Origin of the sequence: uncultured Actinomyces sp. (genome assembly GCF_963542285.1) — a bacterium.
In the GTDB taxonomy this organism is placed as follows: Bacteria; Actinomycetota; Actinomycetes; order Actinomycetales; family Actinomycetaceae; genus Pauljensenia.
In genome coordinates this window covers 38,790-63,875 of sequence record NZ_CAUTWQ010000003.1, presented here as the reverse complement: position 1 = coordinate 63,875, position 25,086 = coordinate 38,790, and the positions used below count along the sequence as shown (strand labels likewise).

The window sequence follows — 25,086 nt, the reverse complement described above, 5'->3', positions numbered from 1 at the left end:
ATATGTCCGATACTCGTTTGATGCCCGTGCCCGATGCGTTGGTTGGAGAGCGCGTCGACGCAGCGCTTTCGCGTATTCTCGGTCTGTCGCGTTCACGTTGTAGTGAGCTCATCCTTGATGGGAATGTGGCGATTAATGGTAGGTGCGCCTCTAAATCGGACAGGCTTGGAGCGAGCGACCTTTTAGAAATTACGATCCCTGAAGTGGAAACTCCTGTAACTCCAGTAGTCGGGATGGATATCCTCTACGACGATGACGATATTGTCGTCGTCAACAAGCCGGTTGGTGTTGCAGCGCATTCGGGTCCGGGTTGGACAGGTCCTACTGTTGTTGGCAACCTCGCGGCGGCGGGATATCGAATCACTACTCATGGCCCAGTTGAACGTCAAGGAATTGTTCATCGACTGGATGTAGGAACCTCGGGCGCAATGATGGTTGCCAAGTCCGAACTCGCGTACTCGGTGATGAAGCGCGCCTTCAAGGAACGTACTGTACGCAAGATCTACCATGCGGTGGTTGCGGGACACCCAGACCCGGCCTCGGGAACGATTGACGCGCCGATTGGACGCCATCCCTCACGGGAATGGCGTATGGCGGTGATAGACGGGGGGAAGCGTGCGGTGACGCACTACGACACCCTCGAGCTCATGGCGGGTGCCGCGCTTGTGGATGTGCATCTGGAAACCGGACGTACTCACCAGATTCGCGTGCATATGGCTGCTATCGGCCATCCCTGTGTTGGCGATGTCTTCTATGGAGCCGATCCCAAGAAAGCAGAACAGTTGGGTTTGGACCGTCAGTGGCTGCACGCGGTTGAGCTTGGATTTACGCATCCGCGAACTCAACTTCCTGTGACAGTGCGAGCCCCTTACCCGGATGACCTCAATCACGCTTTGGAGATTTTGCGTCACGCGTAAGCATTTTGTTTCATGCTTCGCCCAGTGTGCTGGCTCAAGAAACACTAGACTGACACCATGGCACCAGCGGACTCTTTCGTGCATCTGCACAATCACTCGGAATACTCGATGCTCGATGGAGCAGCACGAATCAAGCCGATGGTTGCAGAAGCTGCAAGGCTGGGGCAGCCCGCAATTGGCCTGACCGATCACGGCTACCTCTTCGGTGCATATGAGTTTTACGATGCTGCGACAAAGGCCGGTATCAAGCCCATCATTGGCTTGGAAGCCTATGTCACTCCAGGTACTTCACGTTTCGATCGTCAAAAGGTGACTTGGGGTGAGCCTTGGCAGCGAGCTGACGACGTATCAGCTTCGGGTTCGTATAACCACCTCACCTTGCTTGCGTACTCAACAGAGGGAATGCACAACCTTTTCCGCTTGGGAAGTTACGCCTCGGTCGATGGGCAATTCGGTAAGTGGCCTCGCGCCGATAAGGAACTGCTTGAACGCTTCCACAAAGGACTGATCGTTTTCACCGGTTGCCCTTCAGGTGCAGTTCAGACACGCATGCGTTTGGGCCAGTGGGACGAGGCCGTGGCTGAGGCCGCAGAGCTGCGCGACATTTTTGGACCCGAGAATTTCTACGTGGAAGTTATGGACCACGGAATTGAATTCGAGAGGCGTACGCAAAAACAACTCCTCGAACTTGCGAAGCTCATGGACGCACCGCTGGTCGCTACAAATGACGCACACTACGTCAAAAAGGAAGACCGCGGAATTCAGGACGCACTGCTGTGCATCAACTCGGGTTCTCGAATCTCTGATCCGGATCGCTTTAAGTTCGACGGAGACGGTTACTACATTCGTTCTTCCGAAGAGATGCGCTCGATCTGGAAGGAACTGCCAGAAGCCTGCAATTCGACGCTGGAAATTGCAGAGCGATGCGATGTCCACTTCAGGACCACTGCTGAGGGGGCCTCGTACATGCCTGACTTCCCTGTTCCGGAAGGGGAAGATAAGACCTCGTGGTTTATTAAAGAAGTTGAAAAGGGCCTTCAGGAGCGTTTCCCCAAAGGCATTCCGGATGATGTCCGCAAGCAGGCTGAATACGAGGAAGACGTCATCATCAAGATGGGCTTCCCGGGCTACTTCCTCACCGTTGCCGACTACATCAACTGGGCAAAAAGTCAGGGAATCCGCGTGGGGCCCGGTCGTGGTTCGGGTGCGGGGTCCATGGTCGCCTACGCCATGAAGATCACCGAGCTCAATCCGCTCAACCACGGACTGATCTTCGAACGCTTCTTGAACCCTGAGCGTATTTCGATGCCCGACTTTGACGTTGATTTTGACGAACGTCGTCGCGATGAGGTCATTGAGTACGTTAAACGAAAGTACGGCGAAGACCGCATTTCACAAGTGGTCACCTACGGTCGAATTAAGACCAAGCAGGCCCTGAAAGATTCTGCGCGAATCTTGGGACGCGACTTCAAGGTGGGGGAGCAGCTGACGAAAGCACTGCCTCCTTCGGTTATGGGCAAGGACATCTCGGTTGCGGGTATTTTCGACGAGAAGGATAAACGCTACGCCGAAGCTGCGGAGTTCCGTAAGTACTATGAAGAGAACCCCGATGTCCACGAGGTTGTTCAGTACGCACTGGGGCTTGAAGGCCTGACCCGTCAATGGGGCGTCCACGCATGTGCGGTCATCATGTCATCGCATACGCTGACGGACATTATCCCCATCATGAAACGCCCTCAAGACGGGGCGATCATCACCCAATTCGACTACCCGACTTGTGAAGGTCTTGGGCTTCTCAAGATGGACTTCTTGGGACTGCGCAACCTGACGGTTATTTCTGATGCTCTTGAAAACATCAAACTCAATGGCAAGCAGGATCCCGATCTAGACCATGTCCCGCTAGATGATTCGGCGACATATGAGTTGTTGGGCCGCGGCGATACCTTGGGCGTTTTCCAGCTTGATGGTGGCGGTATGCGTGACCTTCTCAAGCTGATGAAACCGGATAACTTCGAAGATATCTCCGCTGTAGGTGCGCTCTATCGTCCCGGTCCTATGGGTGCAAATTCGCACACAAACTATGCTTTGCGTAAGAACGGGCGCCAGGAGATCACTCCGATCCACCCCGAACTTGCGGAGCCTTTGAAGGACATTCTGGGAACGACCTACGGTCTGATTGTCTATCAAGAGCAGGTCATGCAGATTGCCCAGAAACTTGCTGGCTACTCTCTTGGCCAAGCAGATATCTTGCGTAAGGCCATGGGTAAAAAGAAGAAGGAAGTTCTGGACCAACAGTTCAAGGGCTTCCGGCAGGGCATGCTAGATAACGGCTATTCCGAAGAATCAATCAAGGCTCTGTGGGATGTGGTTGTTCCCTTCTCGGCGTACGCATTCAACAAGGCCCACTCTGCAGCCTACGGTTTGGTGTCGTATTGGACTGCCTACCTTAAAGCAAACTATCCCACCGAGTACATGGCCGCTCTTTTGACCTCGACGAAAGACAATAAGGACAGGCGCGCGCTCTACTTGGCGGAGTGCCGCCATATGGGAATTACCGTCCTTCCTCCGGATGTCAATGCCTCGATGGGCACCTTTGCTCCTGATGGCAAGGACATTCGCTTCGGTCTGAATGCTATTCAGAATGTTGGTGCCAACGTCGTTGACGCGATTGTCGAGACGCGTCATGAGAAGGGCAAGTTCGTAACCTTCCAAGACTTCTTGGACAAGGTTCCTCAGGTGGTGTGCAATAAGCGAACGATCCAGTCGCTCGTGCGCGCAGGTGCTTTCGACTCGCTGGGTTACACGCGCCGCGCTCTTCTGTCGCGCTGTGACGAGGCCGTGGATGCGGTGATTGACGTTAAGCGTAATGAAGCGATCGGACAGTTTGATCTCTTTGGCGGAATGGGCATGGGGGAGGATTCAGGTTCTTCTCTGGCAATCGAAATTCCGGATCTTCCTGAGTTTGACCGTCGTCAAAAGCTCGCCGAAGAACGCGAGATGCTGGGGCTCTACGTTTCGGACCATCCTTTGCGCGGGCTTGAAGGTGCCTTGGAGCGCCACCAAGACGTCGAGATTGCGCAGATTGTTGGCGGCGATGAGAGCGTGGTCGACCGCACTGTCAAAATCGCGGGCTTGGTTTCATCGCTTCAAACCAAAGTGACGAAGCAGGGTAATCCCTGGGCAATTGCGACAATCGAAGACCTGAGCGGTTCGGTCGAAGTGCTCTTCTTCCCGCGCGCCTATGAGACAGTACAAACCTTCCTAGCTCCTGACCTTGTTGTTCAGATTGAGGGTCGTGTCAACACTCGCGATGAGCAGGTGTCAATTTATGGTCAGTCGATGAACATTCTCGAGCTACGCGAAGACGGAAATGTTCCCCTTGACTTGGAACTGGCTGCCTCGCGTTGCACTCCTGAGCTTTTGCGTGAGTTGAAGGAAGTGCTGGAGACCTTCCCGGGCTCTTCACCCGTACGTTTGCACCTGCGTGAACCTGGACGCGTGACAATTGTCGAATTGGATTCATCCCTGCGCGTCACCCAATCGGGGCCATTCTTTAGCCACGTGAAGGCGGTTGTTGGTGCTGAAGGAGTACTGACCTCTCACTGAGACGTGCACTCGTGCAGGCCTCGTGGACTTAGAGAAGGGAACCGGCGCGACGAGAGGGCGCGTTGGCCTCGACTGCTAGTCGATGACGCGAACTTGAGCGGCAAAGACTCCCTGTGGCGTGCGAAGCTCGACGATCTCGCCATCTTCTAGGGCGTGCCCGCGGCGGGTTTCAACTTCGCCATTGACACTCACGTCACCGCTTTGGATCAAGTCGCGCGCCTCTGCACCATCCTCAACCAGACCAGCGCGCTTGAGGAATTGGCCTAGTCGGATCGAGCCGCGGACCTCGATAGTGGGGATAGAAGGCATGTGCGCTCCTGTGCTTGAGGGGTGTTTCTCGCTTTGTATTATCACACGCCGCTATGTCGCGATACGATAACGCTGTTACCCAACAGGAAGTGGAGGCCCTTGTGTCTGAAGACAATAATCGGGATCTGGATGCGCAGTTTCGTGATCTAGTCGCAGACATGGAGTCCGATCTCGAGGGGGATCTGCCACAAGATGCGGGGGAGAATGCATCGTCGACACGAGACGCTCTTGATACCCCCGTTGATGAGTCGCTTCACCTTGAGGGGGGCAAGCTCTCCGTTGCCCTCGTACTTGCTCCCATCCCTTCCGCCGAAGCCCTCCATTCGCTGCTCGCTCTTTCCGGTATTCACGAGGCCGTGGTGCGTTTGAAGCCGTGGACGGGGGTGTGGCTGCGAGTGCAGACCCAGACGACTCAAGAAGAAGAACTCAATGTGCTTCTGACAGGACGTCGTCCAATGCCACCGGAAGTTGATCGGATTGCCTCGGTGATTTCGCGACTGTCGAAGTATGGTGCCGTTGCGATTATGTCCTGGCTGGTTGAAGGCGACGGTGTTGAGCCCGGTGTGTCAGGCCAGATCACTGCGCAGCGCTACGTTAATGGAAGTAGCGAGGATGATATTCCGGCAGGACTGTTGCTGGGGGCAATGCCTCAGGCGACCGAGGATCTATTGCTTGGTCGAACTCTTCCCTCCGACTATCCCGATTCTATTCAAGCGGATGGAAAGGGAGGGCGCCGCGGTCCCTTCTCGTGGTTTAGGAAGCGTTGATGGCCGAGGCAATTGGCGAAGAACAGAAGAACCGTTTGGCGCAGCGTCTTTCGATGGCTACGCACAACCGAGATGATCACGGGCAGGTGCTGAGTAAAACTCAGCATGCGCTTGAGTGCCCTAAGGGTAGCGCACAGCAACTCGAAGAGCTGGTCTATGCTCTTGAGGATGAGCGTGTGATCGTCCCAATCCGTGTCGAAGAGGATCCTCGAGTAACTGGAGTCCATGCGGGCGAGTTGGGGCATGATCCAGCTGGGTTTCTCGTGGTTGAAACCTCCGCGGGCCCAGCAATTGCTGCGTTTAGCTCCTCTGCATCACTTTCGGATTTTGATCCGAGTTCGCGTCCCATGGGAGTTCCTTTCAAGCGAGTTGCTCTGGTCGCTTTGGTTGAAAGCGCAGGGCGCGTCGTCTTTGACCCCCACAGCGCAGATATCGTGGTTCCTCGAAGTGCAACCGCGGCTTTGGCTCAGGGTGATCATTGGCTTCCTGCGTGGAAAGATCGAGACCTTAAGAATCTGCTACTTGAGCAGGCAAGCCAGGAATTCTCGCCAGTGAGCGATCTCCACGTGGAATATGCCGGCCAGGAAATCTGTCGCATCATTCTTGAAATTGATGCGGCGGAGGTTCGTAGGAATGAGGGCGACCTAAAGCGCTCTGAGCTGCGAGAAAAAGTCCAGGGTGTCATTGAAGGGCTCAGTGCTCTTCCTCGGCTGCGCGCCGTTACCGACCAGATTCAATGGGTTCCTCGATGGGTGGGGATGTGAGTCATTCCATCGCATTGCCATCAATCGAATATCGCCCTTGAGGCATGAATTTGCTAAGATATTAGCGACCAATCGGGGATTTCGCCCCGATCGTGCAAGCGGAGTTTCTCCCACCTTGATTCCCGCCCGAGTTTTCGGGTTGCCCACGTAGAGCCAGGGGATCGGGTTAAACGGTAGCATCCGGACGGATGTTGTTGCCGGGATAAGCCTTCGTGCGCACAGTGGCACGAAGGCCTTTTTCGTGTCACGGATACGACTGTGGAAGGAGCCACTCATTAGCGAGCCTCGCATCAATGAGCGGATTCGAGTTCCCGAGGTACGTCTCGTGGGACCCGGAGGAGAACAGGTTGGTGTTGTCCGCGTGGAAGACGCACTGCGTCTTGCCGAGGAAGCGGGCCTCGACCTGGTTGAGGTTGCACCCGACGCTAAGCCGCCGGTTGCAAAACTCATGGACTACGGAAAATACAAGTATGAAGCGGCCCAAAAGGCTCGCGATGCTCGCCGTAATCAGGCGAACACGCAGCTCAAGGAGATTCGCTTCCGCCTGAAGATTGATGACCATGACTTCTCGGTGAAGAAGGGGCACGTTGAGCGTTTCCTTTCCGCCGGTGACAAAGTCAAGGTCATGATTATGTTCCGCGGTCGTGAACAGTCACGACCTGAAGCGGGCGTCCGACTCCTGCAGCGTCTTGCTGAGGAAGTTGGAGAACTCGCCACTGTCGAATCGATGCCTCGCCAAGACGGCCGCAACATGACCATGGTTCTTGCGCCTACGAAGCGCAAGTCCGATGCGGTCAACGAGCAGCGCAAGCGTCGCGAAGCTGAACGTGAAGAACGTCGCGGTAAGCGCGCAGAACGCGCCAGTAAGGATCAAGCTCGTGTGGCCTCGCAAGAGGCAGATGCACAGAAGAAGTGAAGGTTGGGGTTAAACCCCGTCCGGAAGAAGAAGGATCAAAATAATGCCGAAGAATAAGACGCATTCCGGTTCCAAGAAGCGTTTCCGCCTCACCGGAAAGGGCAAGATCATGCGCGAGCAGGCTGGTGCACGCCACCTCCTCGAGCACAAGTCCTCCCGCAAGACCCGTCGTCTGGCCTCGGACCAGGTTCTGGCCACCGCCGACGTCAAGCGCGTCCGTACCCTGCTGGGCAAGTGACCGGCACCTTCGACAAGGAGATTTAGAAAATGGCACGTGTTAAGCGTTCTGTTAACGCCAAGAAGAAGCGTCGCACCGTACTCGAGCAGGCATCCGGCTACCGTGGTCAGCGTTCGCGCATGTACCGTAAGGCCAAGGAACAGGTCACGCACTCATTCGTGTACTCCTACCGTGACCGCAAGGCGAAGAAGGGCGATTTCCGTCGCCTGTGGATCCAGCGCATCAACGCTGCCTCCCGCGCACAGGGCATGACCTACAACCGTTTCATCCAGGGCCTGAACCTGGCCGGTGTTGAGGTCGATCGCCGCATGCTCGCCGAGCTGGCCGTCAACGATATCGCCACCTTCAACGCTCTTGTTGAGGTGGCCAAGAAGGCTCTGCCCGCCGACGTGAACGCGCCCAAGGCCTGAGCTTTTGGTGAGTAACTTTTCCGAACGCCCGTCCATCCTCGATAATCCTCGCGCTGATCGCGTGAAGAAAGTCGCGGCATTGGCCGGGCGTTCGGCGCGCTCAAAGCAAGGAAAGATCCTTGTTGAGGGACCCCAGGCAGTTCGCGAACTGCTCCGATACCGTTCCTCTTTCGTTGAAGACATCTATTACACGGCACTAGCCGCTCAGACGCACCCCGACATTATTGAAGATGCTCGTAGAGCGTGTCGTTGGGTCCATGAGGTCACCGATGAAGTCTGTGAGGTACTGAGCCGCGATAGCCAAGGAATTTGCGCGGTTGCTCGCAGCGGCGCAATTCAGAGTGACCTCCCCGAAATCCATGCAGGAGACTGCGTTGTTGTTCTTGCTCAGGGCAGGGACCCTGGCAATGCGGGAACAATCATGCGCACCGCTGATGCAATGGGCGCGCGTGCGATTATCGCCGTGAAGGGGAGCGTCGATGCCTCGAACCCCAAGGTTATTCGTTCTTCCGCCGGCTCAGTTTTCCACCTTCCTATCGTTCCCCTCTCCTCTTTTGACGAGGCCTGTCAGTGCCTCCGCGATCAGCATTGCGTAATCCTGGGGACCTCTGGCGCACAAGGCGCCTACAGTTTGAGTGAACTGATGTCTCAGGCAGTTCTTGAGGGGCGCGGCTGGCTTGTCCAATCACATGCCTGGGTCTTTGGAAATGAAGCTCAGGGAATGAGCGATGAAGAAATGGCCGCATGTGATGCTCTGGTGATGATCCCGATGAGCGGCCAGGCAGAGTCCCTCAATGTTGCAAGCGCCGCTGCTATGTGCCTCTTTGCCTCGCAGAACGCGCGCGTCGGGGAGTAGGAGTTCTTCAGTACTACCTCGATAAAAAAGCCCGGCGCATCGGTTGCTCAATAGGCAACTGACGCACCGGGCAATTGTGTGTGAGGCTTACTTCACCTTCTTGATGCGCATGATGAGCCATGCGGCAATCAGCACGATAATGATTGCAACAACAAATACGATCGTGTAGGCCAAAGTCGGCGTTGTCGATGAATGGGTCATGTTCTTGACAATCACAACGATTGCAGAGGTCATCAAAGAACCAACAACCATCGAGAGTGTGTTTGCCAAGTTCAAGATTCCCAGGTCTTTCCCGGCCTCGTCGGGGTTGGGGAGGACCGAAACATTGAGCGCCTGATCGATCGCGTTGTACACGCCGTACCCAAGGCCGGCGATCCCCGCAAAGAGGTACATACCTAGCGCAGAGTGGAAGATCAGCGGCATTGCGGAGCCAATCGCAAACATGACGCTGGCTAGGGCAACCGGGAGCTTGCGGCGACCGATGAAATCAGTGATCGGTCCAGCGCTCAGTGCAGCAACCAGTGAGACGGCCAGAGTAATGACTGCCATCGAGGCGATGAGCTCCGCTGCTAGCGTGGTTGCATTGGCATTACCTGCGAAGATGTAGTCCTGAGCGATGTAGAGCAGATAGGTGTTGATCATCCAGTAGCCGCCCATCATCAAGGTGCGGCCAACAAGTGCGTAGTAGAAATCAGGTGCATTCTTCGGCGGGCGGAAGGATTCAAGGATGCGCTTTGCTGAGAAGCTCTCATCAGATTCACCCCGATTGTCTCCTTCGCGTGGCCAGATGATCACGGTGATGATACCGATAGAGGCAAAGACTGCGGCGCCCAGGAGCCAGCCGTGAGTCAGTCCATTGTCCGTCTTGAGAAGGCGGGCTCCAACCAGATTGCCGATGGTTTGGCCTGCCGCGATTCCTGCCCCATAGAAGCCCGAAACCGTTCCGCGGACCTCGTCGGGAATGCGGTCAGACATTGTTGCCACAAAGGGCGCAAGCATGACGTTGTATCCCAGCTGGGCTGTGCACCACAGCAGGAGGATCATCGGGAATGAATTTTGGTTCAGTGCAAGCAGTGCCATCGCGCCACCAGCAATGAGCCCACCGATGATGATCCAGGGAGTGCGCTTACCGAAACGCGAACGCGTCAGGTCGGAGAGAGTTCCGAAAATAACGTTTGCAAGAAGCGCAACTACCGAACCAACCGCGTTGATGGTACCCAGCATTGATTCTTTTCCGGCCGCGTTAATGTCTTCAAGCACTGCCGGCAAAATGACGGAGGTCAAAGCGACCCAGGGGATTGCACAGGCGACCGCGCTGACGGTGAAACCGACACTGAGGCGGATGAGGTTGATTCGCGTTTCTCTTGGTTGTCTAGAAACCTTGTTCATCTTGGCTCCTTATGGCTAGTCAGACGTGTGCAACTGGTGGCTGGGCAAGAAGGTCGTCTGTCGTGTGCTCGCCCTGAGCATCAGTCCATGACAGTGAAGCGATGGAACCGGTTTCAGACGGGGCGGCCGGAGTGAAGGTGAGTCGCGTGCTCGTGCCTGCGCCTTCCCATGCCAGCGTCAGTACTTCACCATCTCGCTGGTAAGAGAAGTCGCCGTCAAATGCCGGAAGAGTATTGCGGAATGCGCACAGAGCGTTGAGGGCCTGAACAACCGGGCGCTTTAGGTTCTCTTCAACTTCTTGTGTCGAGTAGTAGTGACGGTTAATGTCGCGACCGACGTTGGTGCGCTTGAGTAGCTCCATGTCATTTGCGCCCGCGAGAGCACCCACGTAGTAGACCTGAGGGATCCCGGGAAGGAAGAACTGAACTGCTCGCGTGGCGAGGTAGTGTTGGTCGTTGCATCCCAATGCGGAGTAATACGTGGAGTTGACCTGGTAGAGATCCAGGTTCGAGGCCGCGGCACCGGTAGCTTCGCGCGATTCCCCGTGGGTGTTTGCGTGGATTGTCTCGACGAGGCGATCGACGTCGGGATCTGCAACCAAGCCCTTGAGGGAGCGATCCAGCTGGTCTGAACCGATGTCGATGACGCCGATTCCATCGTGGGTGTCCAGTACGGTCACAGCATTGTTGGGACGTACGTTGATCCAGTGCTCAAGAGCATCGACGCTGCCCGAGAAAATCGAGTGGAGCAAGAGAGGGGGGAGAGCGAAGTCATAGACGCGGTCGACCTTGCTGGCGATGTCGATCTGCTTCTTGTAGTAGGAGTGAACCTCGATCAGTGTTTCTAGACCACGCTTTGCGCCCTCTTCTTTAATGCGTTCAATCAAGCGGAAGGTCTTCGGGATCATGAAGCAGGATGTGCGAGCTTCCTTTGCTCCGTATCCAACGGCATCAAGGCGGATCGAGGAAACATGGCTTGCTCCCAGCTGGTCAAGGATTGACATCAGGTATCCCCAGCCCTGGTCAGAATCGGTATCGATGTCAACCTGCTGTGGGGTGAAGGTCGTCCAGACGAGTCGTGTCTTGTTGCCCCATGTGTAGTGGGTGAGGGGAAGACCTGGGCGAGGACGATAGATGCCAGCGAGTTCTTCTTCGGTCACCCCTTCGGGGAAAACACTAGACAAGGTCAGGAACATTGGGGCGAAGGGGCTGTCTTCGCCATTCTTCATGACGTCTTGGAACTGCTCAGATTCCCATGAAACGTGATTGACGATGGTGTCAACCATGATTTCGTGGGTTCTTGAGAGCTCGGCTACGTCATCCCAAGAGCCAAGACGCGGATCGACCTTTGTGTGGTCAACTGGGTCAAAACCTGCATCTGCACCATCGAAAGGGGTGAAGAAGGGAAGGATGTGAACGCCTTCGTAGACGCCTGAAAAATGCTGGCGGAGCGTGGCGGTCAAGGCGGAAATAGTGCTGCCACCGAAACGATCGGCATAGGTGATGAGTTGAACCTTATTCTGCAATGGTCTCCCCAATCGAGGTGCGAGATTTCGCAAATTGGATATGCGTGAATTCAGAATAACGTGTGGAAAAATAAAATGTTCTGTTGGATACAGATATTGAGTCAACCAAATAGGTGGATATTTGCTGAAAATAACCTGAATGAGGCGGGTGTTAGGGGGTAAAGGTGTTCTGACCTGTGGTTTTCTTAGTTTTATTGCTTTGATTGCTTCGATGCCACATAGGACTAAAGGGTGCTTAAGGGAAAAAGAAAAGGCCGAACTCGCAAAGCGAGCCCGGCCTATCTATGTCTGAATCAGGCAGCGCGAACGACTCGATCAGACTTCAGGCACTTGGTGCACACGTTCAGGCGCTTGGGCGTCCCATCGACCAGGGCGCGAACGCGCTGAATGTTCGGATTCCACCGGCGGTTGGTACGAACGTGCGAGTGCGACACGCTCTTGCCGAAGCCGGGTCCCTTACCGCACACGTCACAAACGGCAGCCACGATGTTCTCCTCGGTTTTTCTTACACGATTAGTTGTCTTGATCATGACGATCAAGAGGCCATTGGTGACAGCTCACCGCAGGCAACTATGACACCTTAACTGATTTCGCCCCAAATAACCAAGTCCACAGAGGGAAATATGCGTGTCAGGTGGCACACATGTGCCTGAAGGCGGAACAATGTGGAAGGTATCCCACATCGCAGCACCGTCAGGTTAAGACATCGTTATAAGGACAAGTTGTGGCACTAGATTCTGGAGTTTTGGCGCGTAGCTTCCAGATAGCGGCTGATGAAATGACAAAGCTCGCCCCTTTTATCGATGACCTCGACGGAGTAGGTGGGGGGGACTGCGATACCGGAACAAATGCGCGTGTCACCTTCCAAACTCTTGCTCACGGATGTGCACAACTTTCCGACAGTGATCCACTTTCCGTGGGCCTTGATTGTGCGATCCAGTCGGGAATCCGCGGAGCGCTGGGACATTGCGGCGTGCTCCTGGTGTCGATTTTCTCCTCTTGGCATTCAGCGCTTGATGATGCCGCCATCAGTCCGGTTGTTCTTCGCCGCATGCTCTTGGCGACACCTTCCGCTCTGAAGGCTGCACATGCCCAGGGAAGTGCTACGGATGCGATGCTGCGCGAGGCATGTTCAGAACTTGAAGGTCTTGGCGATAAGCTCCCCGAGGTCCCCCAAGAACTCTCCGCGTTCTGCGCCGCCGCGCAATTCGGCCTCGTCGAGGCCACGGGATCTTCCGGTACCGCCATCGACGCCGGTGCAGCGGTTGTTGCGTTGATGTTCAGTGCTCTCGATGCTGCCTGCCGCGATGATCTGGGGATGCTTGAATCTCTTGCTGCAATGCTCGCAGAATTAGCGGGGCATGGAAGCACTCGGGTCCGTCCACATGCGCCGACGCCTGATCGCGCTTTCACAGTCGATGTCATTCTTCAAGGAACCCTTGATGATGTCGATGCTCAGCGCCGCCAGCTCGACGCCCTGGGAGCACGTTATTCCTGGGCCGGGCATGCCGATCTTTTTGGATTGGGCGAGTGGCGTTTCCACATTGATACCGCCGCACCTTTATCTGTCCATCCCAAACGCGGTCGGACACTCCGCTTCCACGTCGCTGATGCACGTCCTGATGAAACAATTGGAATCGATACCCTTGCTGACGGCGTGACACACCGAGGTATCAGACTCTTGGAACGTCAGCCCATTCGCAGGGTGGAACGTGCCGCAGTCGTTGTCTGCACTCGGGTTGCGGGAATGGTTGAAGATCTTGCTCTTAGCGGTGCCCAAGTTTTTCTCGATCCTCAGCTTGAAGATCTCGAAGCTCTTGTTATTCCTGCGCGCTGTGCGTCGACTCGGGTGGAACTCATCGTTCCCAGTGATAGGGAGTGCCTTGCTCTTGCTCAAAGGATTAGTGCCTCTTATGTGAGAATGGGGGAGGAAGAGCTCGATATTTCCATCGCTTCCTCAACGAATGAACTAGAAGCACTGGCAATCAGCCGGACCTGTGCGCCGCTCTTTGTGCCTCAACCTGGAGGACGTACCGTTGCCACTCAACTCCGCGCGCTTATCGACGAAAACGCCCACAGTGCGCTTCTTGCTCAACACACAACGGAGATCGACACAGAGTGGCAGGTTGAGGACGTTTCTCGTGCCCTTCAAGATCTCGCATCCTACGCGCCGACGCGCTGGGTCTTACTTGCTGGAAATGAAGATGCGGCAACTTTGATTGCGGTTCTGCGTCAGCTTCTCGATAGTTTCACCCCTGAATCAACCAGCGTGGATCTTGAAGTCATTGATGCCGCTCCTCAGACTCATTCTCTTCTTCAGGCGCTCGCGTGAATCCACTTGAAACCCCTCTGAACCTTCGCCTTCCTACCAAGCTGGCAAAGAAGCTCGAAAAAGCGGGCATCCTGACCATTGGCGACCTGCTCTACGATGCACCTCGTCGCTACTACCATTGGGGCGCCCTCACACCCATGCACGTTCTGCGTCCCGGAGAAGACGTCACGATTTTGGCCGAAGTCGTCAGTGCTCGGCTGATCCCTAATCGTTCGCGCGCAGGGGTTCGATTCGAAGTTCGTCTAACCGATGGTTCCTCGGAAATGACCGCGACTTTCTTCGCCAGTAGTCCCTATAAGCTCAGCGTGCACGAACGCCTTCTTCAACCGGGAGAGAGTTTTCTTTTTGCTGGAAAAGTCGGGGAATACCGAGGGAATTTGCAATTGGTGCATCCCGAGTTTGAAGGCGTTGATGACGAACAGGCGGCCCCCGATATTGAAAAACGCTCGAACCGTCCCATTCCCATTTATTCCACACGGGGTGGTGTCACCTCGTGGGTGATTGCACGAGCAATTGCCGTTGTGCTGGATTCTTTGGACCTGGACGCTCTTCCAGATCCTGTTCCTATGCAGATCCGATCGCGTTTCGACATCGAACCTCTGGGAAATGCCCTACGTCTTCTTCACCAGGGCAGTACGGATCAGGACGTTGCACGTGCAAGACGTAGCATGCGCTGGAGAGAAGCTTTTGTCTTGCAAGCGTTCTTGGCAAAACGTCGACTGGGAAATAATGCTTTGCGTGCGCAAAGCTGTCCAGAAAATCCTCCGGAGCTTCAAGCCTTCCTTGACGGACTTCCTTTTACTTTGACGCAGTCGCAGCGCAGTGCCATCAGTGCCATCGGTGCTGATATTGCCTCGTCGCATCCCATGCAGCGCCTCCTTGAAGGGGATGTGGGATCGGGAAAAACTGTGGTTGCGTGCGCCGCCTTGATACAGGTAATTGCCGCTGGCCATCAAGGTGCACTACTTGCTCCCACCGAAGTCTTAGCACGGCAACATGCAGATTCAATTCGAGCACTGCTCAAACCCCTTGAATCTGCGGGTTTCCCAGTGGATCTGCGTCTGCTCACTTCCTCGACACCTGCCCCAGCTAGGAGAGAAATCGAGCGTCTATTGGCCTCGGGAATGCCGATCATCGTGATCGGGACGCATGCCTTGCTCTACGCGCGCAATCTCTTTGCTGACCTTGCCTTGGCTGTGATCGATGAGCAGCATCGTTTTGGCGTCCAGCAGCGAGATGCTCTTCGTGAAAGCCGCAATGATGACTTGCTCGTCCATCAACTGGTGATGACTGCTACTCCAATCCCTCGAAGCGTCGCGATGACGATTTTTGGAGATTTGGATGTCACAGTGATGAAAGGCTTGCCCTCGGGGCGAAAACCCGTGACAACTTTCGTTGTCGATGCGGGAAACGCCGTGTGGATGGAACGCATGTGGCAACGGGCACGTGAAGAAATTGACGGCGGCGGGCGAGTTTATGTCGTCTGTCCGCGGATCGATGAAGACGATCATCCCGATGCCTTGCTTGAAGAAAGCGCAGCCCCTCTCGCATCGGTGACAGCAACTATGGAGATGCTCGCCGGGGTTCCTTCGCTATCGGGTGTGAAAGCAGTGAGCGTCACCGGCAGAGATAGCAGCGAAGAAAAAAGCGCCGCAATGGAAGCTTTCTCCAGCGGGCAGGCTCCAATTCTTGTTGCGACAACTGTCATTGAAGTCGGCGTCGATGTTCCTGAGGCGACCATGATGATCATCTTGGATGCACAGCAATTTGGGCTTTCACAGCTCCATCAGCTCCGTGGTCGCGTGGGACGCTCCTCGAGGCAAAGCATCTGTATGGCTGTTCATCCTTCGGTCATCAGCGATACTTCGGCGCAACGCTTGGAAGCCTTCGCTTCATCAACCGATGGTTTTGTCCTTGCCGAGGCAGATCTCGCCTTGCGTCGAGAAGGTGACGTACTAGGGTCGGCCCAGTCAGGGAAAACATCGAGACTGCGCTTTCTGAGCGTTGTCCGTGATGGTTCGATCATTGAAGAAGCCCGAGAAAGCGCTGGCGAACTCATTGCAGCAGATCCCTCTTTGGCCTCGTATCCGGAATTAGCGGCGAGTCTCAATGACGCTTCCAGCGAAGAGCTGGTGTGGATGGAACGCAGCTAACGTAGTCTTAAAGCATGACACGAATTATTGCCGGCACTTTGAAAGGTCGGACCCTACATGTCCCGCCTTCAGGGACACGCCCAACATCTGAGCGCGTACGTGAGGCAATGTTTTCGCGCCTTGAACACATGGACGTTATCGAAGGAGCTCGCGTTCTTGATCTGTATGCGGGAAGTGGAGCTCTGGGTTTTGAGGCGCTTTCGCGCGGTGCAGATCAATTAACCCTGGTTGATTCCTCGCAGGGTGCGCTGCGAACTCTCAAAAAGAATGCCGCCTTGATTGCTCCGGGAAGCATAGTTATTGGCGCGGATGCGCTCGCGGCAGTTTCTGGACGGCTGAGCGGCCAATATGACCTAGTTTTTATTGATCCTCCCTATGAGTGTGAGAGCGCAACTATCACCGAGATCCTTAGAGCACTGTGCGCACATTTGAGTCCAGATGCCTCGGTTGTCGTTGAGCGATCAACTCGCTCGACAGGTATCGAGCTACCTGAAGGACTCATCTGTGAGGACCAGCGCGATTGGGGGGAGACTCGCGTTCTTTTTCTTGCGCCCCCACTTCCACAAACTGATAAGGAGAGTGCATGAAAGCCGTCATTCCGGGAAGCTTTGATCCACTCACCGTCGGGCATCTGGACTTTATTACTCGGGCGTCACGTCTTGTTGACCAGCTGATTGTTGCAGTTGGGGTGAACTCAGCCAAGGCCTCGGCCAGTGATATCCGATGCCGTGTGGAAAGCGCCCGCGCGGGGCTGGCTCACCTGCCGAAGGTAGAAGTCCTCCCCATGAACACGCCCTTGGTTGATTTTTGTCGCGCGCATGATGCGGATCTGGTGATCAAAGGGGTGCGTGGAAACGGTGACTTGGAGTCAGAGATGGCTCAGGCCGTGACAAATCGAGAGATCGGGGGAGTGGAAACACTGTGGATCCCCACCGATCCCGCGTTGGGACACGTGTCGTCATCCCTTGTCCGCGAACTTTTTGCGTGGGGAATGGATGTCTCTCGGTATGTTCCAGCCCCAGTTTTGGCCGTGTGGGGAGAAAATAGAGAAGCAGTGTACGCGCAGAACCCAATTGGAGGAGACAATGGCTGAAAACCATGATGAGCACGCGGAATCCTCGCAGCAGTGGGAGGACCAGACCGTGTACGGTCCCTCGACTGTGATTGCGGCTTTGGACCGAATTGAAGACCTCCTTGAGGCTGCGCGCGCAGTTCCGCTCTCTGCTTCGGTAATGGTGAACCGAGCGGAGCTTCTTGATCTCCTCGATCAGGCTCGTGAAGCTCTTCCTGATGACCTCAAGGCCGCAGATGCGGTTGTCGCCGACGCGGACGCAGTGCTTGTGCGCGCCGACTCGGCCGCAGAGACGACCATTGCCGAGGCTAATGCCCGCGCCCGTTCGACCATCGACGAGGCCCGCGAAAAGGCCGATCAGTTGGTCGCCGAGGCCGAGGAACACGCCCAGAAGACCCGTGAAAAGGCCGAAGAAGATGCGAAGCGTGTGCGTGAACAGGCTGAGGCGGATGCGGAGAACACTCTTGCCGATGCCAATGCACAGGCAGAACGCCTTGTATCCGGAGAAAACATCAAGCAGATGGCTGAGGAGCGCGCGCGAGAGATTGTTGCGCAAGCGCGTGCAGCGGAAAAGCAGATGCGTACCGGTGCCGATGAATACGCTGCCTCGTCACTCGCAGAACTATCTGCACTTCTTCAAGAACTTCAACGCCGTACCGATGCCGGCCGGCGTGCCATTGCCGAACGCAATGGCCGCGATATTACGAATGTGACTTTAGAACATGAGTGAACCTTTAGAGATTTCTCTTCGTGATCTTTCGCGCTCGCCTGGTTCGACGCGCGAATATCACCTGACTTGGCAGGTCCCTGACGACCTGGGAACCTCGGTTATGCGAGTGGTTCCAGGAACCGAATTGCCCATCGACGTGACTATTACTTCGGTTGACGACGGAGTTCTGGTTCGTGAGCATACCGATGTTGATATTGACGGAGAATGCGTACGTTGTCTTGATGAACTTACGCGTCACTATTCGGTCGATGTTGATGAACTTTTCTTCGAGCCGAAGGCTGCGCAGCGCCTGCGTAATGAGCAAGATGAGGACGCAGAGGACTTCCCGACGATCTCGGCGCGCGACACCGTCGACATTGAAGGAATTGTGCGTGACGGCATCGTGACGCTGATGGAAGACCGTCCTCTGTGTAAGCCTGATTGTCAGGGGCTTTGCCCAGGATGCGGCGAAAAATGGGAAGATCTTCCCGAAGATCATGAGCATGTGGTGATCGATCCGCGTCTTGCGGGCCTTTCGGGTCTTCTTGATCAGCTCACCGCGCGAGACGAGAACTAATGGCTCGTCGTTCAAAGCTTCCTGTACCCCCGCGTCCCAATACTGATACCTTGCTTGAAGCATGGGGAACTCCTGTGCGCCAGGATCTATTGGAACTGGCGCTCATTCACCGTTCGTATGCAAATGAAGCCGGTGGAATTGCCCATAATGAACGCCTTGAGTTCCTGGGTGACTCTGTCCTTTCGATTGTCGTGGCCGACGAGCTGTATCACCGTCATGGCGACGTCCCCGAATCTGAATTGTCGCGGATGCGGGCAGCAACTGTGTCTCAAGAGCCCTTAGCGCAGGCAGCTCGGCACATTGACCTGGGGGAGTATATCTACTTGGGGCGTGGGGAAAGTACTCACGGTGGTCGAGATAAAGACTCGATCTTGTCTGATACTTTCGAGGCCCTGGTCGGTGCAACCTATCTGAGCGTGGGCATGGAAGGCGCGCGTGCAACTATTTTGCATCATCTAGGTTTCTTGCTGGTTCACGCAGTCGAACGTGCGGCCGAACAGGACTGGAAGACAACACTGACCGAGTTTGCCTTCAACCACGATATGGGGGCAGTGACCTACGAGGTTGAGGGCGAAGGCCCAGATCACCAGAGGGTCTTTACCGCTCACGCCTTCGTTGCCTCGAGGGATACCCAAGTTGGCCAAGGCGTTGGTACTTCAAAGAAACACGCAGAAAACGCGGCAGCAGCAGATGCAGTTGCCCGCCTCAGCGGTGAGAAGCGCGTCGATGAACAAGGAGAAAAACGTGACTGAAAACGACACCCCTTTGCAGACCCCGATCCGAGTCATGATCGTTGATGATCATGAGATTGTTCGTCGCGGGATTGCAGAGATTGTCGATCGTGCAGATGATCTTGAAGTGGTTGCCGAGGCCGGGACAGTTCAAGATGCTTTGCGTCGTGCTCAATTGGTCAGCCCCGATGTGATTTTGGTGGACCTCCAGCTTCCCGATGGAACGGGCATCGACATCATGGAATCTTTGGGGCAGACAAATCCCGAGATTCGCCCGATCGTCCTGACTTCTTTTGATGATGACGAGGCCTTGGCAGAGTCCCTTGCAAAGGGTGCACGTGCCTACGTGCTCAAGACCGTTCGCGGTGCAGAAATTACCGATGTCATTAAGGCAGTCGCACAGGGACGCATCCTTCTTGATGAGCGAACACTGACTCGCAGGCGAGCAGATCATGATGATCCGACCGCAGACCTGACTCCTTCAGAGCGTAAGGTCTTGGAGTTGATCGGCGACGGCCTATCGAACCGCGAAATTGGCGCAAAACTGGGCGTTGCAGAAAAGACCGTGAAGAACCACATCACGTCCTTACTGTCGAAGATGGGGCTTCAACGACGCACCCAGGTTGCTGCATGGGTAGCCGGACAACGCGCTGCCGCTTGGCGTAACTGAGCTAAGCCAGGGGAACGCTCCAGGTAATCTTGGTTCCTTTTCCTTCAAGACCGGTACCAATGGTGAAGGTTCCGCCGTTGAGTCGTGCACGTTCCGCCATGTTTGCAAGGCCTGAATTGCGTGTATGCGAAGGATCGATCCCGACTCCGTCATCGGAAACGGAAACCGTCAGGCTACCTGTTTTCCCGCTTCCCTGAAGTTCAACATTGACCGCACCTGCGGTCGCGTGTGCGTGACGGGCAATATTGGACAGGCCCTCTCTCACGATTGCAACCGCATCATCGCTTCGCGACTCATCAACGCGAGAATTGAGCAGTTCTACGCGGTCATCTTCGCATTCTTTCTGTTCGTTAACCGATTGGCCGTCGACAGAAATGAGGAGCGAGGGTGCAAAGCCTAAAAATGAACGCGAGAGGGAGGACTCTCGGCGGATACGCTCTACCAAGCCAACGTCAGAATCGGGTTCACGCAGATTATGGACGATTGCGCGGATTTGACGCACGGCCTCGTCAATGGACGCTAGAGACAGGTCAAGAGCATGGATTACCTCATCGACGCCCACCTGTTTTTCGCTGATCTTTTGCTTGGTCGAATCTAATTGCATACCCGCCGCAAAGAGCTGCTGGATCGCAAAATCATGCAAATCGCGGCCAATTCGATCACGTTCGTCGAGGAGGGAAGCAACATCTTCAGCATGACGAGCCGAGGCGAGCTCCAGTGCAAGCGCAGCTTGAGCGGCCAGAGATTCCGCTAAAGCCAGCTCGGAATAGTCAAATTCTGGTTTTCCGGGAAGACGGAGCAGGATGAGGACTCCGGCGGGCTTTCCTCTTCCACGAAGAGGCGCATAGAGCGCCGGACCGAATTCGGAAAATTCGGGGATACGCATGGTTTGGGCGCGCGCGAGGGAATCAACGATCATACCGGTTCCTTCGTTGAGTACCGACATCGCACGGCCTTCGTGGGGGAAGACAATTCCCAACAAGCGATCTGCGTGGTGGCCGTCGGTGATTTCCGCAGCCCAGGTATCTTTCACTGAGGGCAAGACGATAATTGCCGTATCCGCCTGCGAGACATCGCGAACGGTTTGAGCGATCAGGGTCAAGCCTTCTTCCTCGTCTGCTCCTTCGAGCATTGACGTAGTCAGCTGCTGCGAGGCTCGAATCCAGCGTGCACGCCTTCGAGCATCTGCATAGAGGTGAGCATTTTCAACGGCAATACCGGCTGCTGCTGCCAAAGTCTGCACAATGCGAAGTGCGCTGAGTCCGAAGCCACCCAAGCGGTTGACCAGGTAGAGGCGCGCATAGATTTGTCCCTTGAAAGTGACAGAAACTCCCAGGAAGTTTTCAATCCCTTCAGCATTGTCAAGAGAGGCAGGATCATTGAGAATCGCATATCCCTCATCGGTAATGCGCTGGACCAACTCGTCGGGAAGTTTTGAGGCCACGCCGGCTGGAGCATCGCCGTATTCGACGAACATCGTTGTATCGCCCCAGGTATCAAGAACCGATAGTCCTGCATAGCGCGCACCGGTTAATGCGCATGCACGCTCGACGAAATTTTCGAGGACTCGTTGAAGATCTAGGCTTGAGGTGACGTCAAGAGCAGCTTCAAGAAGTCGTGAATCGGTCCTTTCGGGGCTCATTCTTCCTCCTGCTTGAGTGCCCAACGGAAAGCTTCGCTCCTGGCAATGAGTTCATCACGTGTTCCCCGTTCAGTGATGCGTGCGGGACGCAGGCGAGGATCATTGTGAGGATACCCCATCAGGATAATCTCATCTGCAATGTCGAGAGCGCTCAGGCGGTGCGTGACAATGACCAAGCCCTTATTGACTGCGTGTGCTCGGATGGTTCTCATCAGAGTATCTGCGCTGTGGGGATCTAGGTGTTCACTGGCTTCATCCAAAAGCATGATGGGTGCGCGTGATGCAAGCGCTCGGGCGGCAAGAAGTCTGCGACGTTCACCACCGGATACTCCAGTTGCCCCAGCACCAATTACGGTATCGATTCCCTGAGGAAGAGAAGCACACCAGTCCTTGAGCCCAACGGTGTTCAGAAAATCCTGAGCTTCTTCCTTCGACAGATCAGCGCGCGCGACGCGAAGGTTTTCGTAGATGCTGGTTGCGAAGATATGGGCATCTTCAGCGGTTACCTGAATGACGGTAGCACTTTCTTCATGGGGAATGTCCCGAAGAGGAACCCCGTTGAGAGTGAGTTGCCCATCGCGTGCGGGGATCAATCCAGCCAGAGAATTCAGGAGTGTTGTTTTACCGATTCCTGAAGGACCAACGATTGCGACGCAGCGACCGGGGACAACATCAAGATTCAGGTTTTCAACCAAGAGCGGGCCATCGGGCCACCCGATCGCTAGGTCACTTGCCTGAAGATCGGGGTGGTGCGTCGCGTCTTCGGGGAGCGGAGTCTGCTCGATATTCGAGGCCGCAGTGATCGGTGCGTTCGAACCGATAAGTTCGCGAATTCGTAGTGCAGCCTGAGCGCTACGGACGAGTTGTGCCATCGCAGAGTTCATCTGAGCAGAGGCCTCGAAAGAAGACAGGGGAGTAAGGGTAATGACCGCGAGAGCGACGGCGCTGAGGATCTGAGCCTGAACGGATGGAACTCCAATGAGGAGCGCTCCAACGACTGCAAGTCCCATAGATGCGCGATCGATGAATTGAGCCCAAGCGGAGGCACGGGCGGCTCCCCGTCGAGATGACTCAATGTGGTCCTCACTGCGCTCGAATTCGCTGTGCGCACGGTCAATGAGTCCGTTAATTGCCAGTTCATCGTAGCCATCAATCAAGGTCACCAGTGAGCTGCTCAAGGCAGCACGTGCCTGGATTCCCTCGACTTGAGCTGCGCGTTGTGCTCGAGCGGTGATAACGGGGGCAACGATCCCAGAAAGGATTAAGCAAAGCGCCAAAATGACTGCAGCGCCCGGAGAAAGAAGTGCCAGAGCGCCCACGGTCGCGGCCCCAACAATCGCTGCAACACCTGCAGGAAGGACAGACTTCACAATAAAATCGCCGACTTCGTCGACATCGGATCCCATACGTGCCAGCAGATCACCTCGGCGAAGTGAGATCACTTTGCCGAGATCTGAAGATGCTAAGGAATCGTAAAGGCTCAGTCGCAGATGGTCCATGCCCTCGAGTGCAACGCGGTGAGAAATCAGGCGTTGAACATAACGCAAAAGGGCACGCGAGACACCGAAAAGACGTACGGATGTCGCAGCGACAGAAAGTACTAAGACAGGAGGCATCTGTGACGCTCTCGCGATGAGCCAAGCAGATGTTGCACCCAGAGCGATCGATGAGCCAATTCCTAGGCTTGCCAGAAGGAGTGCGCCGATAAAACGCCACTTGTCGACTCGGAGTAGGGACAACGCCCATCGCAAGGAGGAAGCTTCCTCAGAAGTGAGAATCTGCTTTTTCATTGCTCTCCTCCAACTTCTGCCAATTCGGCCTGATCCTTCACCCGTGAATGAACGCTGATCACTTGGTCTGCTGCATCGATGAGAGCTTGGCGATGCGCGATCGCAATGACCGTTCGACCTTTCTGACGAAGAGCCTCCATTGCCTTCAAAACGATCTCTTCACTCACAGCATCCAAGTGGGCCGTCGGTTCATCCAAAATGACAATGGGAGTGCGCGCTAGCAAAGCACGAGTAAGAGCGAAACGTTGTCGTTGTCCAACGGAAAGGCCCGCCCCATCTTGACCAATGAGCGTATCCCAACGCTGAGGAAGCGTATCCAGAACTTCGGTGAATCCACAAAGTGCTGCGGCAGCCTCGAGTTCTTCGTCTGTTGAAGGTGGAAGCTGCTCGCGTAAGCTTCCGGGAAGCAAAGAAGGGTGCTGCGGTACCCAGGTTATGGCTTTCCATAGTTTTTCTTTGGGAATGTCCTGAAGGGGAATTTCTTCTCCTTCAACGGTCCGGACCATCAGGTGTCCACTCTGAATGGGAAGCAGCCGCATCAGCGCGTAAATCGTACTGGTTTTTCCTGAACCTGAGGGGCCTACAAGAACACTCAACTTTCCTGGCAGGATATCCGCGTTCAACCCTGCAGGTGCCCAAGTGCCCCGTGCCTCAATCGAAAGATTACGCAATGAGAAGACAGTTGAAGACCAATCGATACCGTGATCCCCCTGAACAGAGTCTTCGTCCTCTAAGTCTTCACCCATTGAGGGAATGGGGGTTTCTAAAATCTCGAAGGCTCGCTCGGCCGCGGCAACACCATTTGCAGAGGCATGAAATTGAGCTCCGACCTGACGTAGCGGCTCGAAAACTTCCGGCGCGAGCATGATGACGGCTAGGCCGGTGAATAAAGAAACATGACCAAAGACCATTCGGAAGCCGACTTCGACGGCCACCAAGGCGACGCAGAGCGTGGAGAGAAATTCCAATACAGCGCCAGAGAGAAAAGCAATGCGCAGCGTCGACATTGTTGCGCGCGTATTGGATCGCGAGAGAGATTCTAAATGCGCACGAGGAGCACTTTCTCGGCCCAAGGCGCGAAGGGTCGGCAGTCCTGCAATCAAATCCAGCATTTGCGCGCCCAAGGTCTGCATTGTTTCCAGTTTTTCTGAGGAAGCGCTCTGAGTGAAACGGCCAATTAAGGCCATAAAAATTGGGATCAGCGGAACAACGATTGCGGCAATGAAGGCCGACCAGAAATCGAGGAAAAGGATTGTCGCCAGGGCTAGGGGAGTCACAGTTGCTGTGAGGACCAGCTGGGGAAGGTAGTCGACGAAGTAAGGGGAAAGGTCCGTCAGGCCTCGGGAAAGGAGCGTCGAGGCCTCGGAACCGTGAGTGGCGCGCCAGCGCGGCCCCAGGTTAGAGATGTGTGTGAGGACGCGTCCACGCAACTCTCGGATTGTCCGGTCTGCTGCTCGGTGTCCCAAGGCCTCGCGAACTCCGATGACTGCCGCGCGCGCGATAACGATAGCGACCAAGAGAAGAAGCGGCGTGCGTACCTGGGTAAGTGAGGCACCAGATGTGACTGCGGGGGAGAGAGTAGCAGAAAGAGCAAGAGTCTGAGCAATCACCAAGACTGCCGTCACAATCCCCAAAATTGAGATGAGGAGGATATGACGACGCGCGCTCGAAGCGTACTTGAGAAGACGGGGGTCCAGTGGGCGCATTCTTCTA

General features: G+C 55.3%; 23 protein-coding genes. 16 read left to right on the top strand and 7 right to left on the bottom strand.

Features of this window, described 5'->3' with window-relative positions; genetic code table 11:
* The first annotated feature begins 2 nt into the window (after positions 1-2).
* Together RW023_RS02315 and dnaE are read left to right on the top strand one after the other, a co-directional pair.
* A complete protein-coding gene (locus tag RW023_RS02315) occupies positions 3-917 on the top strand; it encodes an RluA family pseudouridine synthase (protein WP_315579704.1) in 915 nt (304 codons plus the stop codon).
* A gap of 57 nt (positions 918-974) precedes the next feature.
* On the top strand, positions 975-4,523 hold the full coding sequence (gene dnaE, locus RW023_RS02310) for a DNA polymerase III subunit alpha (RefSeq protein WP_315579703.1): 3,549 nt from the start codon (positions 975-977) through the stop codon (positions 4,521-4,523).
* 75 nt (positions 4,524-4,598) lie between these two features.
* Here dnaE and RW023_RS02305 read toward each other — a convergent pair whose 3' ends face one another.
* Positions 4,599-4,832 carry an RNA-binding S4 domain-containing protein gene (locus RW023_RS02305; RefSeq protein WP_315579702.1) on the bottom strand — a complete coding sequence of 78 codons (234 nt, stop codon included), beginning with the start codon at positions 4,830-4,832 and terminating at the stop codon, positions 4,599-4,601.
* 53 nt (positions 4,833-4,885) lie between these two features.
* Between RW023_RS02305 and RW023_RS02300 the strand changes: the two genes are divergently transcribed.
* From RW023_RS02300 to RW023_RS02275, 6 genes are all read left to right on the top strand, one after another.
* Positions 4,886-5,599 carry a hypothetical protein gene (locus RW023_RS02300; protein ID WP_399499245.1) on the top strand — a complete coding sequence of 238 codons (714 nt, stop codon included), beginning with the start codon at positions 4,886-4,888 and terminating at the stop codon, positions 5,597-5,599.
* Entirely contained in the window at positions 5,599-6,363 is a 765-nt protein-coding gene (locus tag RW023_RS02295) for an SseB family protein (protein WP_315579701.1), read from the top strand. Before RW023_RS02300 ends, RW023_RS02295 begins: the two co-directional genes overlap by 1 nt.
* A gap of 241 nt (positions 6,364-6,604) precedes the next feature.
* Positions 6,605-7,279: a translation initiation factor IF-3 gene (gene infC / locus RW023_RS02290; protein WP_009747982.1), complete on the top strand. Its 675-nt coding sequence runs from the start codon at positions 6,605-6,607 to the stop codon at positions 7,277-7,279.
* Between the two features lie 43 nt (positions 7,280-7,322).
* Positions 7,323-7,517 carry a 50S ribosomal protein L35 gene (rpmI, locus tag RW023_RS02285; RefSeq protein WP_009747983.1) on the top strand — a complete coding sequence of 65 codons (195 nt, stop codon included), beginning with the start codon at positions 7,323-7,325 and terminating at the stop codon, positions 7,515-7,517.
* A 29-nt stretch (positions 7,518-7,546) separates the two neighbouring features.
* The gene (gene rplT, locus RW023_RS02280) at positions 7,547-7,927 is read left to right on the top strand and encodes a 50S ribosomal protein L20 (protein ID WP_009747984.1); all 381 of its coding nucleotides are present in this window, start codon (positions 7,547-7,549) and stop codon (positions 7,925-7,927) included.
* A gap of 7 nt (positions 7,928-7,934) precedes the next feature.
* Positions 7,935-8,783 carry an RNA methyltransferase gene (locus RW023_RS02275; protein ID WP_315579700.1) on the top strand — a complete coding sequence of 283 codons (849 nt, stop codon included), beginning with the start codon at positions 7,935-7,937 and terminating at the stop codon, positions 8,781-8,783.
* Positions 8,784-8,870: 87 nt separating this feature from the next.
* Here RW023_RS02275 and RW023_RS02270 read toward each other — a convergent pair whose 3' ends face one another.
* The 3 genes from RW023_RS02270 to rpmB form a co-directional block, all read right to left on the bottom strand.
* Positions 8,871-10,172, bottom strand: a complete 1,302-nt coding sequence (locus RW023_RS02270; RefSeq protein WP_315579699.1) for an MFS transporter — start codon at positions 10,170-10,172, stop codon at positions 8,871-8,873.
* A gap of 19 nt (positions 10,173-10,191) precedes the next feature.
* Entirely contained in the window at positions 10,192-11,697 is a 1,506-nt protein-coding gene (gene gtfA / locus RW023_RS02265) for a sucrose phosphorylase (protein ID WP_315579698.1), read from the bottom strand.
* Between the two features lie 293 nt (positions 11,698-11,990).
* Positions 11,991-12,182 (bottom strand): 50S ribosomal protein L28, encoded by a 192-nt coding sequence (gene rpmB, locus RW023_RS02260; RefSeq protein WP_019127135.1) that lies wholly within the window; start codon positions 12,180-12,182, stop codon positions 11,991-11,993.
* 239 nt (positions 12,183-12,421) lie between these two features.
* On the opposite strand from rpmB, the gene RW023_RS02255 reads away from it, so the two are divergent.
* From RW023_RS02255 to RW023_RS02220, 8 genes are read left to right on the top strand one after another with little or no spacing between them, the layout of a single operon-like run.
* Entirely contained in the window at positions 12,422-14,029 is a 1,608-nt protein-coding gene (locus RW023_RS02255; protein ID WP_315579697.1) for a hypothetical protein, read from the top strand.
* On the top strand, positions 14,026-16,182 hold the full coding sequence (locus RW023_RS02250; RefSeq protein ID WP_315579696.1) for an ATP-dependent DNA helicase RecG: 2,157 nt from the start codon (positions 14,026-14,028) through the stop codon (positions 16,180-16,182). The genes RW023_RS02255 and RW023_RS02250 overlap by 4 nt, the downstream gene beginning before the upstream one ends.
* A 14-nt stretch (positions 16,183-16,196) precedes the next feature.
* Positions 16,197-16,769 carry a 16S rRNA (guanine(966)-N(2))-methyltransferase RsmD gene (gene rsmD / locus RW023_RS02245; RefSeq protein ID WP_315579695.1) on the top strand — a complete coding sequence of 191 codons (573 nt, stop codon included), beginning with the start codon at positions 16,197-16,199 and terminating at the stop codon, positions 16,767-16,769.
* Positions 16,766-17,275, top strand: a complete 510-nt coding sequence (gene coaD / locus RW023_RS02240; protein WP_315579694.1) for a pantetheine-phosphate adenylyltransferase — start codon at positions 16,766-16,768, stop codon at positions 17,273-17,275. The genes rsmD and coaD overlap by 4 nt, the downstream gene beginning before the upstream one ends.
* Entirely contained in the window at positions 17,268-17,984 is a 717-nt protein-coding gene (locus RW023_RS02235; protein ID WP_315579693.1) for a hypothetical protein, read from the top strand. Before coaD ends, RW023_RS02235 begins: the two co-directional genes overlap by 8 nt.
* Positions 17,977-18,540 (top strand): YceD family protein, encoded by a 564-nt coding sequence (locus RW023_RS02230; protein WP_315579692.1) that lies wholly within the window; start codon positions 17,977-17,979, stop codon positions 18,538-18,540. The genes RW023_RS02235 and RW023_RS02230 overlap by 8 nt, the downstream gene beginning before the upstream one ends.
* On the top strand, positions 18,540-19,292 hold the full coding sequence (gene rnc, locus RW023_RS02225) for a ribonuclease III (RefSeq protein ID WP_315579691.1): 753 nt from the start codon (positions 18,540-18,542) through the stop codon (positions 19,290-19,292). Before RW023_RS02230 ends, rnc begins: the two co-directional genes overlap by 1 nt.
* 34 nt (positions 19,293-19,326) lie before the next feature.
* Positions 19,327-19,941 carry a response regulator transcription factor gene (locus RW023_RS02220; RefSeq protein ID WP_034234131.1) on the top strand — a complete coding sequence of 205 codons (615 nt, stop codon included), beginning with the start codon at positions 19,327-19,329 and terminating at the stop codon, positions 19,939-19,941.
* Position 19,942: 1 nt separating this feature from the next.
* Here the strand turns inward: RW023_RS02220 and RW023_RS02215 are convergent, their stop codons facing one another.
* Genes RW023_RS02215 through cydD form a run of 3 tightly spaced genes read right to left on the bottom strand, consistent with a single transcriptional unit; the run spans position 19,943 to position 25,079 of the window.
* Positions 19,943-21,583, bottom strand: coding sequence for a GAF domain-containing protein (locus tag RW023_RS02215; protein ID WP_315579690.1), 1,641 nt, complete (start codon positions 21,581-21,583; stop codon positions 19,943-19,945).
* A complete protein-coding gene (cydC, locus tag RW023_RS02210) occupies positions 21,580-23,373 on the bottom strand; it encodes a thiol reductant ABC exporter subunit CydC (RefSeq protein ID WP_315579689.1) in 1,794 nt (597 codons plus the stop codon). Before cydC ends, RW023_RS02215 begins: the two co-directional genes overlap by 4 nt.
* Complete coding sequence (cydD, locus tag RW023_RS02205) at positions 23,370-25,079, bottom strand: thiol reductant ABC exporter subunit CydD (protein WP_315579688.1); 1,710 nt, start codon at positions 25,077-25,079, stop codon at positions 23,370-23,372. Before cydD ends, cydC begins: the two co-directional genes overlap by 4 nt.
* Positions 25,080-25,086: the final 7 nt, after the last annotated feature.

Excerpts from the sequence above, each read along its gene's own strand:
- RW023_RS02315 (WP_315579704.1), top strand. The coding sequence starts at position 3 with ATGTCCGATACTCGTTTGATGCCCGTGCCCGATGCGTTGGTTGGAGAG.
- dnaE (WP_315579703.1), top strand. The coding sequence starts at position 975 with ATGGCACCAGCGGACTCTTTCGTGCATCTGCACAATCACTCGGAATAC.
- RW023_RS02305 (WP_315579702.1), bottom strand. The coding sequence starts at position 4,832 with ATGCCTTCTATCCCCACTATCGAGGTCCGCGGCTCGATCCGACTAGGC.
- RW023_RS02300 (WP_399499245.1), top strand. The coding sequence starts at position 4,886 with ATGTCGCGATACGATAACGCTGTTACCCAACAGGAAGTGGAGGCCCTT.
- RW023_RS02295 (WP_315579701.1), top strand. The coding sequence starts at position 5,599 with ATGGCCGAGGCAATTGGCGAAGAACAGAAGAACCGTTTGGCGCAGCGT.
- rpmI (WP_009747983.1), top strand. The coding sequence starts at position 7,323 with ATGCCGAAGAATAAGACGCATTCCGGTTCCAAGAAGCGTTTCCGCCTC.
- rplT (WP_009747984.1), top strand. The coding sequence starts at position 7,547 with ATGGCACGTGTTAAGCGTTCTGTTAACGCCAAGAAGAAGCGTCGCACC.
- RW023_RS02270 (WP_315579699.1), bottom strand. The coding sequence starts at position 10,172 with ATGAACAAGGTTTCTAGACAACCAAGAGAAACGCGAATCAACCTCATC.
- rsmD (WP_315579695.1), top strand. The coding sequence starts at position 16,197 with ATGACACGAATTATTGCCGGCACTTTGAAAGGTCGGACCCTACATGTC.
- coaD (WP_315579694.1), top strand. The coding sequence starts at position 16,766 with ATGAAAGCCGTCATTCCGGGAAGCTTTGATCCACTCACCGTCGGGCAT.
- RW023_RS02235 (WP_315579693.1), top strand. The coding sequence starts at position 17,268 with ATGGCTGAAAACCATGATGAGCACGCGGAATCCTCGCAGCAGTGGGAG.
- RW023_RS02230 (WP_315579692.1), top strand. The coding sequence starts at position 17,977 with ATGAGTGAACCTTTAGAGATTTCTCTTCGTGATCTTTCGCGCTCGCCT.
- rnc (WP_315579691.1), top strand. The coding sequence starts at position 18,540 with ATGGCTCGTCGTTCAAAGCTTCCTGTACCCCCGCGTCCCAATACTGAT.
- RW023_RS02220 (WP_034234131.1), top strand. The coding sequence starts at position 19,327 with ATGATCGTTGATGATCATGAGATTGTTCGTCGCGGGATTGCAGAGATT.
- RW023_RS02215 (WP_315579690.1), bottom strand. The coding sequence starts at position 21,583 with ATGAGCCCCGAAAGGACCGATTCACGACTTCTTGAAGCTGCTCTTGAC.
- cydC (WP_315579689.1), bottom strand. The coding sequence starts at position 23,373 with ATGAAAAAGCAGATTCTCACTTCTGAGGAAGCTTCCTCCTTGCGATGG.
- cydD (WP_315579688.1), bottom strand. The coding sequence starts at position 25,079 with ATGCGCCCACTGGACCCCCGTCTTCTCAAGTACGCTTCGAGCGCGCGT.